The organism is Haloarcula sp. CBA1129, assembly GCF_008729015.1.
Classification (GTDB): domain Archaea; phylum Halobacteriota; class Halobacteria; order Halobacteriales; family Haloarculaceae; genus Haloarcula.
Genome location: NZ_RKSM01000003.1, coordinates 342,843 through 357,388 on the forward strand (window position 1 = coordinate 342,843; position 14,546 = coordinate 357,388).

At 54.7% G+C, this 14,546-nt stretch carries 7 protein-coding genes and 3 rRNA genes; 4 read left to right on the forward strand and 6 right to left on the reverse strand.

The genetic code is table 11. From position 1 onward, the window contains the following. Positions 1–729: 729 nt before the first annotated feature. The 4 genes from Har1129_RS19350 to Har1129_RS19365 all read right to left on the reverse strand — a co-directional run bounded on the left by Har1129_RS19350 (position 730) and on the right by Har1129_RS19365 (position 8,588). Positions 730–3,321, reverse strand: a complete 2,592-nt coding sequence (locus tag Har1129_RS19350; RefSeq protein ID WP_151102448.1) for a PAS domain S-box protein — start codon at positions 3,319–3,321, stop codon at positions 730–732. Between the two features lie 240 nt (positions 3,322–3,561). Then, positions 3,562–3,684: ribosomal RNA gene (rrf, locus tag Har1129_RS19355) — 5S ribosomal RNA — on the reverse strand. 133 nt (positions 3,685–3,817) lie between these two features. Further along, positions 3,818–6,747 (reverse strand): 23S ribosomal RNA (locus tag Har1129_RS19360). Positions 6,748–7,116: 369 nt separating this feature from the next. Beyond that, positions 7,117–8,588 (reverse strand): 16S ribosomal RNA (locus Har1129_RS19365). Together the 16S, 23S and 5S rRNA genes form the textbook arrangement of a ribosomal RNA operon. 935 nt (positions 8,589–9,523) lie before the next feature. Here Har1129_RS19365 and Har1129_RS19370 point away from each other — a divergent pair. The 3 genes from Har1129_RS19370 to Har1129_RS19380 all read left to right on the forward strand — a co-directional run bounded on the left by Har1129_RS19370 (position 9,524) and on the right by Har1129_RS19380 (position 12,130). Further along, the gene (locus Har1129_RS19370; protein ID WP_151102449.1) at positions 9,524–9,877 is read left to right on the forward strand and encodes a hypothetical protein; all 354 of its coding nucleotides are present in this window, start codon (positions 9,524–9,526) and stop codon (positions 9,875–9,877) included. Positions 9,878–10,023: 146 nt separating this feature from the next. Next, positions 10,024–10,932, forward strand: coding sequence for a permease (locus Har1129_RS19375; RefSeq protein WP_151102613.1), 909 nt, complete (start codon positions 10,024–10,026; stop codon positions 10,930–10,932). 169 nt (positions 10,933–11,101) lie between these two features. Continuing rightward, the gene (locus Har1129_RS19380; protein WP_151102450.1) at positions 11,102–12,130 is read left to right on the forward strand and encodes a hypothetical protein; all 1,029 of its coding nucleotides are present in this window, start codon (positions 11,102–11,104) and stop codon (positions 12,128–12,130) included. Between the two features lie 90 nt (positions 12,131–12,220). Here the strand turns inward: Har1129_RS19380 and Har1129_RS19385 are convergent, their stop codons facing one another. After that, complete coding sequence (locus tag Har1129_RS19385; protein WP_151102451.1) at positions 12,221–12,694, reverse strand: hypothetical protein; 474 nt, start codon at positions 12,692–12,694, stop codon at positions 12,221–12,223. Positions 12,695–12,787: 93 nt separating this feature from the next. On the opposite strand from Har1129_RS19385, the gene Har1129_RS19390 reads away from it, so the two are divergent. After that, positions 12,788–13,474 (forward strand): hypothetical protein, encoded by a 687-nt coding sequence (locus tag Har1129_RS19390; protein WP_225307878.1) that lies wholly within the window; start codon positions 12,788–12,790, stop codon positions 13,472–13,474. Between the two features lie 52 nt (positions 13,475–13,526). Here the strand turns inward: Har1129_RS19390 and Har1129_RS19395 are convergent, their stop codons facing one another. Then, complete coding sequence (locus Har1129_RS19395) at positions 13,527–14,315, reverse strand: hypothetical protein (protein WP_151102453.1); 789 nt, start codon at positions 14,313–14,315, stop codon at positions 13,527–13,529. Positions 14,316–14,546 lie beyond the last annotated feature (231 nt).

Genomic DNA, 14,546 nt, shown 5'->3' on the forward strand with positions numbered 1-14,546 from the left:
TCATCGAGACACCGGAAGCCCGTTCGACGACGTTCATCTGTTCGATGGGGAACGCACAACTCTGGCGGTTAGACCGAATAACGGGGCCAGTTCAATCGGTGAAGACGCGACGACGCTGTTGACGGACTCGACGTACAACCAACAAGTATCAGCGACCGCATCTGCGGTGGCCGCCACTACAGCGACGTGCTCGAAAACGGTCTCAGCGAAGTCTCGTCTACAGTTATTTGAGGATTTTGTCCACTGCGACTCAGTCCCGACGGTTACTAACCGGTACATAACTGGGGTGCTACTTTTCGAAATTATCCGAGAGGAGAACACTGAGTGCTGGCGCATCCTCATGGCGGATGATAAAAAAAAGTCGGCATGCTGTACGACACGCTGGGCGGCTTGCTCCAAAATGGATTGTCTTTCCACTTTGACCACGTCAGCGACGCGACCGGTCCGTTACTCACGCTGTTCGACTCAGTTTCTATTCGGCCTGAGCGGAGCCGGGTGCTCGAACTAGCCGCCGAAAAGGGGTCTATGAGACACCCCGCGAGACGACTCTTGATGAGGTTGCAGCAGAACTCGATTGGCCGCGCTCCAGTGTCGTACAGGTTGCGTAAAGCCGAGGCATCACTCGTTGAGGCGTACATCTCGACGATGTGACGGGGGTTTGAGTGGGTGGCTAGATAAGAACGACACTGTAGAGGAATTTTCGAGAGTTCAGTACAGTTGCCTCACATCTCAGTCACTGGTCTGTTCACTCAGCGTTGTAATCTCTATTCGTGCTCCACCAGCCCTACTCTCGGTAATCGTGATGTCCCATCCGTGCGCCTCAACAATTTCCTGTACGATGTTCATCCCGAACCCCGTCCCGTCAGCTGTATTTGAATACCCAGCCTCGAAGACGGTCTCGCGTTCATCCACTGGAATGCCCGGGCCGTCATCGGCGATGTAGAAGCCGCCCTCAGTTATCTCACCGATGATAACTTCTCCTTCAGCACCGTGTTGGACCGCATTTTGAAGCAGGTTTTTTAGTAGTTGCCGCAGTCGGTTCGGATCAGCTTGAAGCGTTTGCGTCGTCTCGACCGTGAATGTCGCGTCGCCTGTTTCAATGCTCCGCCAGCAGTCGCCAACCACGTCAGCGAGATTAACTGCTTCCGGTGTGTCAACGACTTCGCCCTCTTGAGCAAGCGTTAAGATTTCGTCAATAAGTCTCTCCATCCTGCTGTGTGCCTGAGCAATCTCATCAAGACGGTCGCAATCACACTCCATCTGCACTAATTCCAAGTGTCCCGTTGCAACGCTCAATGGGTTGCGAAGATCGTGAGAAATAATGCTAGCGAATTTATCTAGCCTGTCACGTTCACGCTCCAGTTGCTGTCGCTGCTCAACGTGGTCAAAGGCGGCTTCGACATTGGCACTGAAGACCTCGGTGAGTGCTCTATCAGTAGCGTCGAACGCGTCTGGCGTTTGTGACGAGACGATAAACACGCCGTGGGCCCCAAGCGGACAAATGTATTCACTGCGAAACGGCGTGTCAGCAATAATCGTGTCTTCGATGTCTTGAAGATCGGGATAGTTCTGTGGGTCCCCCGCTTGGTAGACTTGTCCTGCTAAGCTGTCATTAAGATCAAGTGTAGGTGGCGGGCCACCGAGGAGGTCTCTCGTCTCATCTGAGCATATCGCGGGGACGAGTGCGTCCGCTTCTGCGTCGTATAGATGGACGCCGTTCATCGGATGTTTCAGGACCTGTGTAGCGGTTTCAGACGCAATCGTCGCCACCTCTTCAGTGCTCGTTGCCGTCAGCAGATCCCGTGTGGCATCATGTAATTGTTCCAATGTCTCTTCATGTTCTTTGCGCTCTGTAATGTCACGGACAATACATATTATTTGATCCTCGTCAGTGACTGCAAGGGACAGCTCCTGTGGGAATGTACTTCCATCTCTGCGGGTACCGGTGGCTTCGCCGCGCCAACGGCCGGTCTCACGCAGTTTCGGAACGATTTCTTCCTCGAAATGAGCTACTGTCGCGTCGTCGTAGCACATCCGCCACGTCTCGCCGATAAAAGTCTCTGGATCATCATACCCATAGATGTCAGCGTGGGCTTCGTTGATGTAACTGTACTCACCATCACTGTTGAGTAGCCCGATTCCATCAATCGAGGCTTCCATGGCCTTGAGGCGGGTATTTAGTTTCTGCTCACGATGCTTCCGTTCTGTTGCTTCGCGGTACAGCCACAGGTTCCCCTCACCGCTGGGTAGGCTGTACGGCACGTAGTCTCGTTCGAGTATGCGACCATCAGCGAGGCTTAGTTCTTTGTTTTGAACGGGCTCCCGCTGCTCAAGTCGCTCCGTTATGTCGTTAATGAATCTTTCAGGGTCGGCAAACAGATCTTTGACCTCATGGGCTGCTGTGCCGCAGTCGCGCCCAATGAGTTCATCACCAGTGCGTGACATGCCAAGTGTTTCCCCCAACTGGTCATTTGCCATGAGCACGTTGCTGTCAGCATCTTCAACCAGCACGCCCATTGGAAGATTATCAATGATCGTCCGGAGAACGGTACTTGTCCGACCAAGCTCTTGCTCGCGCTGTTTGCGTTCGGTGATATCCTGCACGGTACAGACGAGTTCATTGTGATCGGTTGCAGCGACTCGATGGTCCTCGCGGAACGTGCTCCCATCGGACCGGAGTCCAGTCGTTATCCCAGACCAAGAGCCCGTTTCTTCGACCGTTGGCAATATCTCTTCATGGGCGAGATTCACCTCGTCAGCAGGGTAGACTACTTCCCAGTGCTTGCCGACCAACTCTTGAGGATCATACCGGTAAAGGTCGGCATATGCCTCATTGACGTAGCGAAAGTAGCCCTGTTCATCGAGGATGCTGATACCTTCGTGGGCCGTTTTAATAGCTTCGAGGTGTCGCTGGTGAGCCCGTTCACTCCGTCGCTTCTCCACCGCATTGTGAATCCTGTTTGCCAAGACAGTGTACTGTCCGGTCCCGGTTTCTTTTTGTAGGTAGTCCGTGACACCGGCTGAAATTGCGTCACTTGCGACGGCCTCACTCCCTTCGCCAGTATAGAGGATAAACGGTATATCAGGGTACTCTTCGCGTACCGTTTCAAGGAACTCAATGCCATTCCGGCCAGGCATCTGGTAGTCGCTCACAATACAGTCAACGTCACTTTCGGCAAGTCGGTATAGACCTTCGCTTGCGCTCATTGCCGTCTCGATGGTAAACTGGCCTGCTTGTTCTGCAAGCATATCGGCTGTCAGGTCCGCAATATCAGGGTCGTCATCAACATGAAGAACTGAAATCTCTGCTGATTGGCTCACTGTACTGAGTGGTTGTCGTCAGCTGGTATAAGATTATGGCGCTAATTTGTAGAGAGTGACACTAATTCGGCTGATTTGAATGAATAATGCCATCTATCAGAAGCGGTGTTCGGTTTGCAAGTGATATACTCAATTACAGTTGTGAGGATTACACACTTACGGAATGGTTCAACTGCTTAGAAATACAGAAAGCCCACTCCAGAGAGATCCCTCTCCTGAGTGGGCTATGATAGGTATGAATGGTGGCGGCGAACCGCGTTTCCCAGAGGCTCGCGCACTCCAGTACTCCCCGGAACGCTGGTGGGCTTATCTTCCGTGTTCGGGATGGGTACGGGAGGCAACCCCACCGCTATGGCCGCCTAACGTCGAGTCACGGAATCGAACCGTGAAAGTACCAGTCTCGATCAACACTCCACCGTGTGTCCGTGCGATCCAGTTTGCGCCTGGACTCGGTCAGCGACGAGATAATTCGTCGGTGAATGAGTCACAGTGCGTATGAATGATGGCTTTGGTCTGTTAGTGCTCGTGGGCTTAACGTCTCGTTACCTCGACGCGCACACCCCGAGTCTATCGACCGCGTCTTGTACGCGGGACCTCTGCGGTGTCTCTTTTCCAAGTGGGTTTCGAGCTTAGATGCGTTCAGCTCTTACCCCGTGTGGCGTGGCTACCCGGCACGTGCTCTCTCGAACAACCGGTACACCAGTGGCCACCAACCGTAGTTCCTCTCGTACTATACGGTCGTTCTTGTCAGACACCATTACACACCCAGTAGATAGCAGCCGACCTGTCTCACGACGGTCTAAACCCAGCTCACGACCTCCTTTAATAGGCGAACAACCTCACCCTTGCCCGCTTCTGCACGGGCAGGATGGAGGGAACCGACATCGAGGTAGCAAGCCACTCGGTCGATATGTGCTCTTGCGAGTGACGACTCTGTTATCCCTAGGGTAGCTTTTCTGTCATCAATTGCCCGCATCAAGCAGGCTAATTGGTTCGCTAGACCACGCTTTCGCGTCAGCGTTCCTCGTTGGGAAGAACACTGTCAAGCTATCTTTTGCTCTTGCACTCTTCGCCGGGTCTCTGTCCCGGCTGAGATAGCCATAGGGCGCGCTCGATATCTTTTCGAGCGCGTACCGCCCCAGTCAAACTGCCCGGCTATCGGTGTCCTCCTCCCGGAGTGAGAGTCGCAGTCACCGACGGGTAGTATTTCACTGTTGACTCGGTGGCCCGCTAGCGCGGGTACCTGTGTAATGTCTCCTACCTATGCTGCACATCGGCGACCACGTCTCAGCGACAGCCTGCAGTAAAGCTCCATAGGGTCTTCGCTTCCCCCTGGGTGTCTCCAGACTCCGCACTGGAATGTACAGTTCACCGGGCCCAACGTTGGGACAGTGAAGCTCTGGTTAATCCATTCATGCAAGCCGCTACTGATGCGGCAAGGTACTACGCTACCTTAAGAGGGTCATAGTTACCCCGCCGTTGACAGGTCCTTCGTCCTCTTGTACGAGGTGTTCAGATACCTGCACTGGGCAGGATTCAGTGACCGTACGAGTCCTTGCGGATTTGCGGTCACCTATGTTGTTACTAGACAGTCCGAGCTTCCGAGTCACTGCGACCTGCTCCGTTCCGGAGCAGGCATCCCTTCTTCCGAAGGTACGGGACTAACTTGCCGAATTCCCTAACGTTGGTTGCTCCCGACAGGCCTTGGCTTTCGCCGCCATGGACACCTGTGTCGGTTCTCGGTACGGACATCATGCTCGTCTTTTCATGGGCCCCAGGTTGAATCACGTTTCCCTATGCCGCCGTTCGTCCGCTTCGTACCATTACGGTTTCCACGGAGTTTGACGGTTCGACCGGGCGAAAGCCCGGCGTGATCGACCCCAGGGCGTCAACTTTCACTGCATGATGGCACGGGAATATTAACCCGTTTCCCATTTCGTCTCAGTCGAGTTGCGGTGAGACTTAGGACCGGCTAACCCTCAGCTGATCAGCAGTGCTGAGGAACCCTTATCCATTAGGCCGTCGGGGTTCTCACCCGACTATCGCTGCTACTATGGCCAGGATTTTCGTCACGCATCGGTCCACAGGAATTCTCATCCCTGCTTCCACCCAATGCGAGCGCCAATCTACTCGATTACCAGTATCAGTGGTACGGACAGGTCTCGGTGGTGGATTTGAGTCCCGATCATTTTGGGCGCCTCAAACCTCGGCCGGTAAGCTGTTACGCTTTTCTTAGAGGGTAGCTGCTTCTAAGCTCACCTCCCGGCTGTCTAGGGCTCGAGACCACCTTCAGAGGATTACACTTAATCCACACTTGGGGACCTTAACCTATCTCTGGGTTGTTCCCCTCCTGGTACACAGGCTTACCCCGCGCACCGGAATCCCCGCGTCAAACAGCGTCTGTAGGTTTGGAGTTTGACAGGTGTGCCGACTCCTCTCGGAGGCGGACACACCAATCGGTCGCTCTACCCCACAGACTACCTCGGCGGAGGTCATGCTTCGACATGTTTCGATTGGAACCAGCTGTTGCCGGACTCGATGGGCCTTTCACCCCTACACATAGATCACGAGAGGGTATTGTAGGACACCAACTCTAACAGACTTCCACGTGCCTTTCGGCACGCTTCATCTTGTCCATGCGTAGATCGTCCGGATTCGGGTCGTGTCCATATGGCTCCCCGCCCTTGAAGACGGCGGCCCTCGGGCAAAGCCCTGCGGCCATGTCGGTTTCCCTGTGCCTCCCCGGATACTCCGGTTAGACTTGCCATACAGACACACTCCCTGGCTCGTTTTTCAAAACGTACGACAGAACATCGGCTTCCCGTGAGTCTTACTGGAGACTCGCGTCTCCCTCATTCGTCATGGGACCTTGTATGCCCTGTCGCTCGATCGCCAACTGATTTCATGCTCTATTTCGCCTCCCTTCTGAGGGTACTTTGCAGCGTTCGTTCACACTACTTGTTCACTATCGGTCTCAGGTTGTGTTTAGCCTTCGCAGTCGATGCCTGCGTTATTCGCGAGGGATATCCAACCCCCGCTACTCTGGCACTACCGCACAGCCTACTGGTCTCGAATACGGGGTTGTCACCCTGTATCACGCTCTGTTCCAAGAGACTTCCTCGAGACGGTCGGCTGATGAGAGGTAGCCCTGACACCACATTGCCCGTGAGGGCTTCGGTTTGGGCTGTATCGCGTTCACTCGCGGTTACTGACGACATCACATTGCGTTTTCTTTTCCTCCCGATACTGAGATGTTTCAGTTCTCGGGGTTCCTCATTGCGCGAAGCAATTGTTAGAGAGATTCTCATTCGGAAATCCATGGTTCTTCGCCTCCGTGCGGCTCCCCATGGCTTATCGCAGCTTGGCACGTCCTTCATCAGCGCCTGAGCCGAGCAATCCACCAGCTGGCATAGTAGCCAACGTCGTTGTGACTCGTTCAACTGAACGAGTCCAGTGGACGCCTGGATCGCACGTACACACGGTTTCATTCTCGCCCCCAAGGTGGAGATGGTGGGCGAATCGACCCTTCCCAAGCGCGGTTTCACCCGGCTTGGTGCATCTGTCGTCGTACCACACTCGAACGCCGTCCCACACTTAAGGGGACGGATTCGGCGGTGGTACGAAGTACGGACCCGTCGGGAGTTGCACCCGACATCCCCGTGAGGGGATATCCGCCTCGGATAGGTCGTGTGAGCCCAGCGGGCCCATGCAGTAGTCGGCGCTTACCGACTCGCGGTGACTTGTGGTCACCAGTCAATGTAGGTGGGTCAGGGCAAAGCCCTGATCCCGGTCAGTAGGAGGTGATCCAGCCGCAGATTCCTCTACGGCTACCTTGTTACGACTTAAGCCCCCTTGCGGAGCCCAGATTCGACCGTCGCATGACGGCCTCATCCGGACCCCACTCGGGTGCTTTGACGGGCGGTGTGTGCAAGGAGCAGGGACGTATTCACCGCGCGCTTCTGACACGCGATTACTACCGAATCCAGCTTCATGCGGGCGGGTTTCAGCCCGCAATCCGAACTACGACTACGTTTGGAGATTAGCTTCGCCTCTCGGCGTTGCATCCCACTGTCATAGCCATTGTAGCCCGCGTGTTGCCCGGTCCATTCGGGGCATACTGACCTACCGTTGCCCATTCCTTCCTCCATTTTAGCAATGGCAGTCCTCCTAGTGTACCCAACCACCGCAGGGGTGTTGCTGGCAACTAGAAGTGTGGGTCTCGCTCGTTGCCTGACTTAACAGGACGCCTCACGGTACGAGCTGACGGCGGCCATGCACCTCCTCTCAGTAGCGTCGAGTAAAGTCGTCAACCTGACTGTCATTACTACTGTCGGGACCGGTGAGATGTCCGGCGTTGAGTCCAATTAAACCGCAGGCTCCTCCGGTTGTGGTGCTCCCCCGCCAATTCCTTTAAGTTTCATCCTTGCGGACGTACTTCCCAGGCGGCTCGCTTATCGTCTTCACTACGGCACATCACGTGCTCATGGCGCGTGACATACCTAGCGAGCATTGTTTACAGCCAGGACTACCCGGGTATCTAATCCGGTTCGAGACCCTGGCTTTCGTCCCTCACTGTCGGGTCCGGTCTCTCAACGTGGTTTCCCCATTGGTGGTCCGTCCAGGATTACAGGATTTCACTCCTACCCCGGACGTACCCGTTGAGTCTCTCGGCCCCAAGCTGTGTAGTTTCCACCGGACGCCGACCAGTTGAGCTGGTCGATTTCCCAATGGACTTACACAGCAAGCTACGGACGCTTTAGGCCCAATAATATCGGCCATCACTTGGACTGCCGGTATTACCGCGGCGGCTGGCACCGGTCTTGCCCAGTCCTTGTTCCTGTACCACCTTACGGTACAGAAAAGCGAGGGCTATATGCCCTCACACTCGGAGTCCCCCTATCGCACTGTCGTGCAGTGTAAAGGTTTCGCGCCTGCTGCGCCCCGTAGGGCCCGGTATCTTGTCTCAGATACCGTCTCCAGGCTCTTGCTCTCACAACCTGTACCGATTATCGGCATGGTGGGCCGTTACCCCACCATCTACCTAATCGGCCGCAGCCACATCCTACAGCGCCGGAACGTTTCTCACTCTCGGCACTCCAGCCTGAGAGTAATATCCGCTATTGGCCTCAGTTTCCCGAGGTTATCGCGGTCTGTAGGGTAGTTTGGCCACGTGTTACTGAGCTATATGCTACGAGTCTAAACTCGTGCAACTAGCATGGCTAAATCGGACTCCGATAGCAATGGCCTCCGGCAGGATCAACCGGAATGTGCTGATATACATCAGCGGCGGAAGTGGTTGCACTCCGTCGGAAGCTAACACACTGGTTCCTACGCCAGTGTTGACTACTGCATGGGTCCGTGGGCTCACATCAGATTCCATCTTGACGGCGGACCGCAGGGGTGGAATCCTCATGGGATGAAACCTCGCCAACCCCAGAAGGGAAGGCGAGAATTTCTCGTAGCTCGGCCGACCTAGGTGGCCACCCGAGCGTGTCGACCCGGGCTCGCTGCCCGGTGCGACCTTCGCATCATATCCGATGGGAGGGGAGTATATAAATGGACGGTCTCGAACCGGCCGTGTTCAGCCGTCACACAGGATATGTGTCGCATACACACTATCAAGACCTCACAGAGCATTACCGGTTAACCTGACCTGATTCACTTGTTCTGTCGTGATGAGTCATCGATGTTGGTTGAACGCCGCGAGTCGAGGACAGAGTCGTCGCTGTCGGCGACGGTTCGCCACTGATGCGACAGCGTAGCCACTCCCAAGGAGGCTTCTCCGGTCAGTAACTACCGGTTGAACCTGTCATTAGGTAGCCGGTTCGTGCGGGCGACCCGGCCACTGAGAGGGCTGTCTATGCAGTCCGTCGAACCATATTGACCAATCCTTGTACGGCCGCCCCCAGAGACGACGGTCGCTCCGGTGGGGCGTTGCTACGTATTTGTAGTCACGGAGGCGTGTTGTGCGTCTGTGGGTGACACCCTGACATCGACGCCCCAGTTTCGTGTGCTCTGCACTGTTATTTAGCTTCTTGTGCTTCCGAGATATTTGAGAAATAAGTTACCAGATTAGACCTGAATAAGTATCATTTGAAGACCATTTCATATTAATATTACATGTGTATTATATTAGTGACATGGGAAAGTACTGTCCATCCAAAAGACATATTCGTAACTGCAGCATAGGTACAATGTCGACATGCCCTCCAGCAGTCGTAAGCTTCTCTCGACGACCAGTGAACAGTGGCGTCTGGCGCGTGAAGACCTCCACGTCAGAAACACCACGGATACCAAGCGTGATATCGGCATAGAAATATACGACGACAACAAAGTGTGTTGTCATACGGCACACTATCAGCTCTTGTCAGGCCAGTCCGGCTGTTCGGTCAACTTGCTACAGGCTGGCTGCTACAAGGTTAAAGCCGTTCTCGATCAACAACACGAATCAGTCGCTACCGTGACAGTCTCTGATGAACCCGAACAGACTATTTTCATCCACATTCAGAACGAAGGGATCACAATCAAGGAAGGAGTGACTCCCTCGCGTACCTGAACCAGCGTGTTGCATCTTCCCCTCCCCCTTGCAGGCAGGATTGAACGAGATAGGGTAAGCCTATCTTTAACACCCATCCGAACGAAATAACAAATTGAATGAGCTCTGCATCTACATCGGACAGGTCCCCCGAGTCTGCCGATCCCGTGTCGGGCTATCGTGACACGCTTACATCGCTTTATCGCGAATATGTCGGTGAACCAGCCAAAGAGCGAGACATCTATGTTGGATTTGGCCTCTTCTTCGCTGGGGTCACGCTTGCCATCGTCGGATTCTGCCTCTTTCTGTACAGTAACGTTCTAGAATCCGGGAGCACACTGTACTGGCAGATTCGTGAGGTTGCGCTCGTCGTCGGGTTCATCGGACTGCCCTCCGTGCTGTTGAGCGTCGTCGTGCTCCTCCCGGTCGGTTTCAAAACTCGGATCGTTAGTGCCGCTGGCACGTTATTCTGTCTCGCCGCAACCATAATTCTGGTTGATGTCTTTCCGTATGGATGGACGAATAGTGGCGGAATCAACGGTAGCGTCTGGACAATCAGCGTTTACGCCACTGGGCTGGTCATGCTTGCGGCCTCGACAGGGGCGGCGCTGGTTGCACACTACCTCGAGAAAGCGACAAGCACAGGCGAGTCAACTGAACCGGTTGAGTCGGCCGAGAGCGAGTCTGAGTCTGTCAGCAAAGCAGATGTGGACAACGATATCGAACAGGCACTAGAAGGGGCGGAACTATCGTGGGGTGGCGTCGAACAGCAGCCCAAAACTAAGCGGTTAAATCTGGATATGCCAGAAACGGACTCGGACCTCGATCGGACGGCTATCGAGAATTCTGAGGCAACCACGACCCGAGCCGACAGCAATGATGTTGATGACGCGGTGGATGGGCTCAGGCAGCTACAGGGTGGCCAATCAAAGACTGAGCGAAGCGCCGGCACCGAAGATCAGGTCAACGCTCTCACGCAGTTTCGAAATGAGCAGGGCGAAGATGACGATGTGGAAACCGGTGTCAAAGAGCAACAAGGCATTGTTAGTCGTCTTCGGTCATGGTTTTTTGAATAAGCGGACTGAACTCCTCCACAGACACTCCGCTGTGCTTCTCTCGTTGCGTGAGTGTGATCGTATTATTATGTCCCTACGAGTCAGTCAATCTGAGTTTTCATAAATAAAAGGTTACTTGTTGGAACAAAACAGGATAGTTTTTTCAACTTGGTGGGAGGAATACAACTGTATGCCCCAAGGTCTCGATGTCGGTACGATGAACCTCCTGTCTGCACGTCAAGACGGTAACGAGACGGTATTCGTGCAGCAGCGGAACTCTTTCGTCGAAATTGACTACAGCGACATGGCCGAACAGATGCTGTCGAGAAGTGATGTTCTCCACATCCGCAAGGATGACCGGGTCTACATCGTTGGCGATGACGCCCTGAATTTCGCGAACATCTTCAGTGAGGAGACACGCCGCCCGATGCAAGCCGGGATACTCTCAAGCGACGAGCAATCAGCGATCCCGATGATTAAGCTCATTACTGAACAGGTGGTGGGACAGCCGGAGTTCCCGAACGAGCGCCTGTTTTTCTCGGTTCCTGCGGACCCAATCGATGCCGATGTCTCGACACTGTATCATCAGAAGACGATCGAATCCCTGCTCACTGATATGGGCTACAGCCCAGAACCGATCAATGAAGGGATGGCCGTCATCTACTCCGAGCTTGCAAATCGTGAGTTCACCGGACTCGGTATCAGCTTTGGCGCCGGAATGACCAACGTTTGTCTGTCATACTATGCGGTCCCCGTAATGAAGTTCTCTATCGCACGTGGTGGCGACTGGATCGACGAGCAGGCTGCACAGGCAACAGGCACACCCGTAGATAAGGTTACCTCCGTTAAAGAAGAAGACTTCGCGCTCAATTTCGAGACGGACGTCGGCGGTATCGAAGGTGCGCTGAGTATCTATTACGACAATCTGCTCGACTATGTCATCGAAAACATCATCAGTGAGGTCGATGAGGAAGATGTCGAGGAGGGACTAGATGTCCCGGTCGTCGTGACTGGTGGGACATCCAGTCCTGACGGCTTCGAAGAGCTGTTTGCCGAACGGATCAACGAATCTGAGATACCGTTCTCGATCAGTGACGTCCGCCAAGCCGAGAATCCACTATATAGTGTCGCACAGGGTGCACTCGTCGCAGCGCGGTCGGAAGAAGAGCGCGAGGGGCAAAGCGAGCAGACCGAAGAACCTGACACCACCGCCGAGTAACGGTTGGTCTCGAATAGAAGCACGGTTCACCGGCGTCAGTCGGGATACACTACTGGTCCTCGTTTCAGGTAATACAACCGACGTCGGAGGCTACTCGGTTTCTGCCCCGTTTTTATCGGCTTCAGTTTCCGTATTTTGACTGTTTTCGTCGCTCTCGTCGCATTTGGCTGTAACCGCTCTGCGCTGTTCAGTTTCCCTCTCGTCGATAACGCGGTTCAGTTCGTCAGCGGCATCCTGTCGGAGCTTGTTCACGTCAGACCCTAAAGAGACACCCACCGCGACACCAGCCTGTTCAAGCGAGAACTCTGGTCGGTCTGTGGGCTCGTCCCTTTCTGGAATCGGAACGCTGGGTGTACGGCCAGTATTTTCGGGTTTACCGAGGTTAGAATCAGGATGCTGGTTGAAACGAGCGAGAGCGAATTCCCATGACTCTGGAGGGGATGCCTCGTTGTGATGCGACGCAGAGATGTCCGCGAAGCCGCACGATTCACAGACGATCGCTGTCTGGTCGGCGGTCGCAAGCGTATACGTGCTGAGGTCGGAGTCGCAGCGGGGACACCGCATACTACACTATGCGTGTCTCTCCTATACAATGGTTCCGTCAGTTCTCGCCGTTTAGGGAACGAGTTATGAGATGGGCGACCGATGGTGGAGGCAATGCCGGAGATCGAGATTACAGACACGCAACAGGCGGATTTGGCATCGGTTAAGGATGATCTTGAAGACGCATTCATCGAGACATACGGTCATATTCGCACGCAAGATGTCGTTGACTACCTCCTCGACACATACACACCGCCGGACAAGCTCGAAGACGAGCAAGGCATAGGCCGTACCGACTACGAGCGTATTGCCTCGGCTGAGTATCCGGAGCTCCAACACATTGCGTCTGAGGTGCCGGAAGTTCCCGGGAGCGGTATTGAGGCCGACGAGATGCGAGGGAAACTCCTCTCAGCACTTGGAACGAGTGAACTTGCGGCTCGCCTCGCGGATATCGAACCTGAACAAAGAGCGAACGAAGGGGATGAGGGTGAGGCGGCCGCCAACCCAACTAGGGCAGGGGACATGCCAGACGACGGCGTCGCACAGAACAGTACGTCGACACAGACCAGTTCGTCGCCCGACACCACCGAAAGCTCCGACGCGGCCGAGTCGACCGAGGCACCTGACGACACTCCGAGTGACACTCTTTCCGCTGCCAACCGCTTGTTAACCGAACATGACGAGAAGTGGACCCGATCAGACGAGAATGACGAACCATACGAAGTCACACTCCCCGACGGTTCCACGGTAAGCGCACGGACGAAAGACGACGTCCGAAAACTACTGTTTCAAAACTACTGAACGGACTCTAGTCGCGAAAATACCGGCTGACATCGACCACCTCTCCACGAAGTTACGCCGCATCGGGCGACGACGACTCACTATCCGCTACGTCCTCGAGGTAGCCGACCCGACACTGTGGGCACACATCACCGGTAAAGAACGACGATTTACTCACGGGGAGCTCGAACCCACACCTTGGACACTGATACGTCGGAACCGAGTCGCTTGTAGTATGTTTTGAGTGGGCCGCCGTATGCGAATGCCCGTCTCGACCGTTGCCAGTATCCGATTTTTCGGGGGTTTCAGACGACGAGTCTGCCGTGCCTGTAGCAGCATCATCAATGATGACTGCACCGTCACTATTCGGCGGCGTGTAGTTGTCGTCATCCGGTTCTTGTGTCTCTGACGCAGGCAGTATCACGGCGTCATCGGTCGTCTCCAGACGCGCCGATTCGGTCGCCGCTGATGGCTCGCCACTCGCCTCCGCATCTGGAGATGGTTCTGCCACGTTGTCTGACACGGTCACCGTCGATGCGGGCGTATCGGTCGGTTCCGGTTCGTCCGTCGCCTGCATCGGGTCTGTCGCTTCAGCCCTGTCCTCTGCATGCTCTCCCACCCCCGTTTGCCGCTTGGTTTCGGTTCTGTGTTCGACGTCATCCGACTCCTCGCTATTTGCTTTCGAGTCTTCTATGGTCGATATCAGGCCTTGGTTCTCAGAGATATCCCAGATATGCTCACAGCGCTTGCAAGACCTGTATTCCCGAACAGTCAGAACAGTGCCGCGCTTGCCTTCGTCATACGACTTCTCTATCGTCGACTCCCCGAAGTCGTGTCCAAATAGCTCACAGCGCAGTCCCATGCGCGGTCATTTACTTCGTACCGTTAAGAAGGTATTCACCAGCAGTGACATCTATGCCACGAGAGACGCAGGCGGAAACGTCTCTGTGGCCATCCTTGCGCCGAACATCGACTGAATAGGGGCAGTCTATGAAAGAGTCTAAACAAGGCCTGTTGCTAGCAAGTATTGTTGGTTACTACAGGGTAGTTCTAAGCCAGTCGGTGCCTGATGGAGGCAGTACAGAAGGGACCA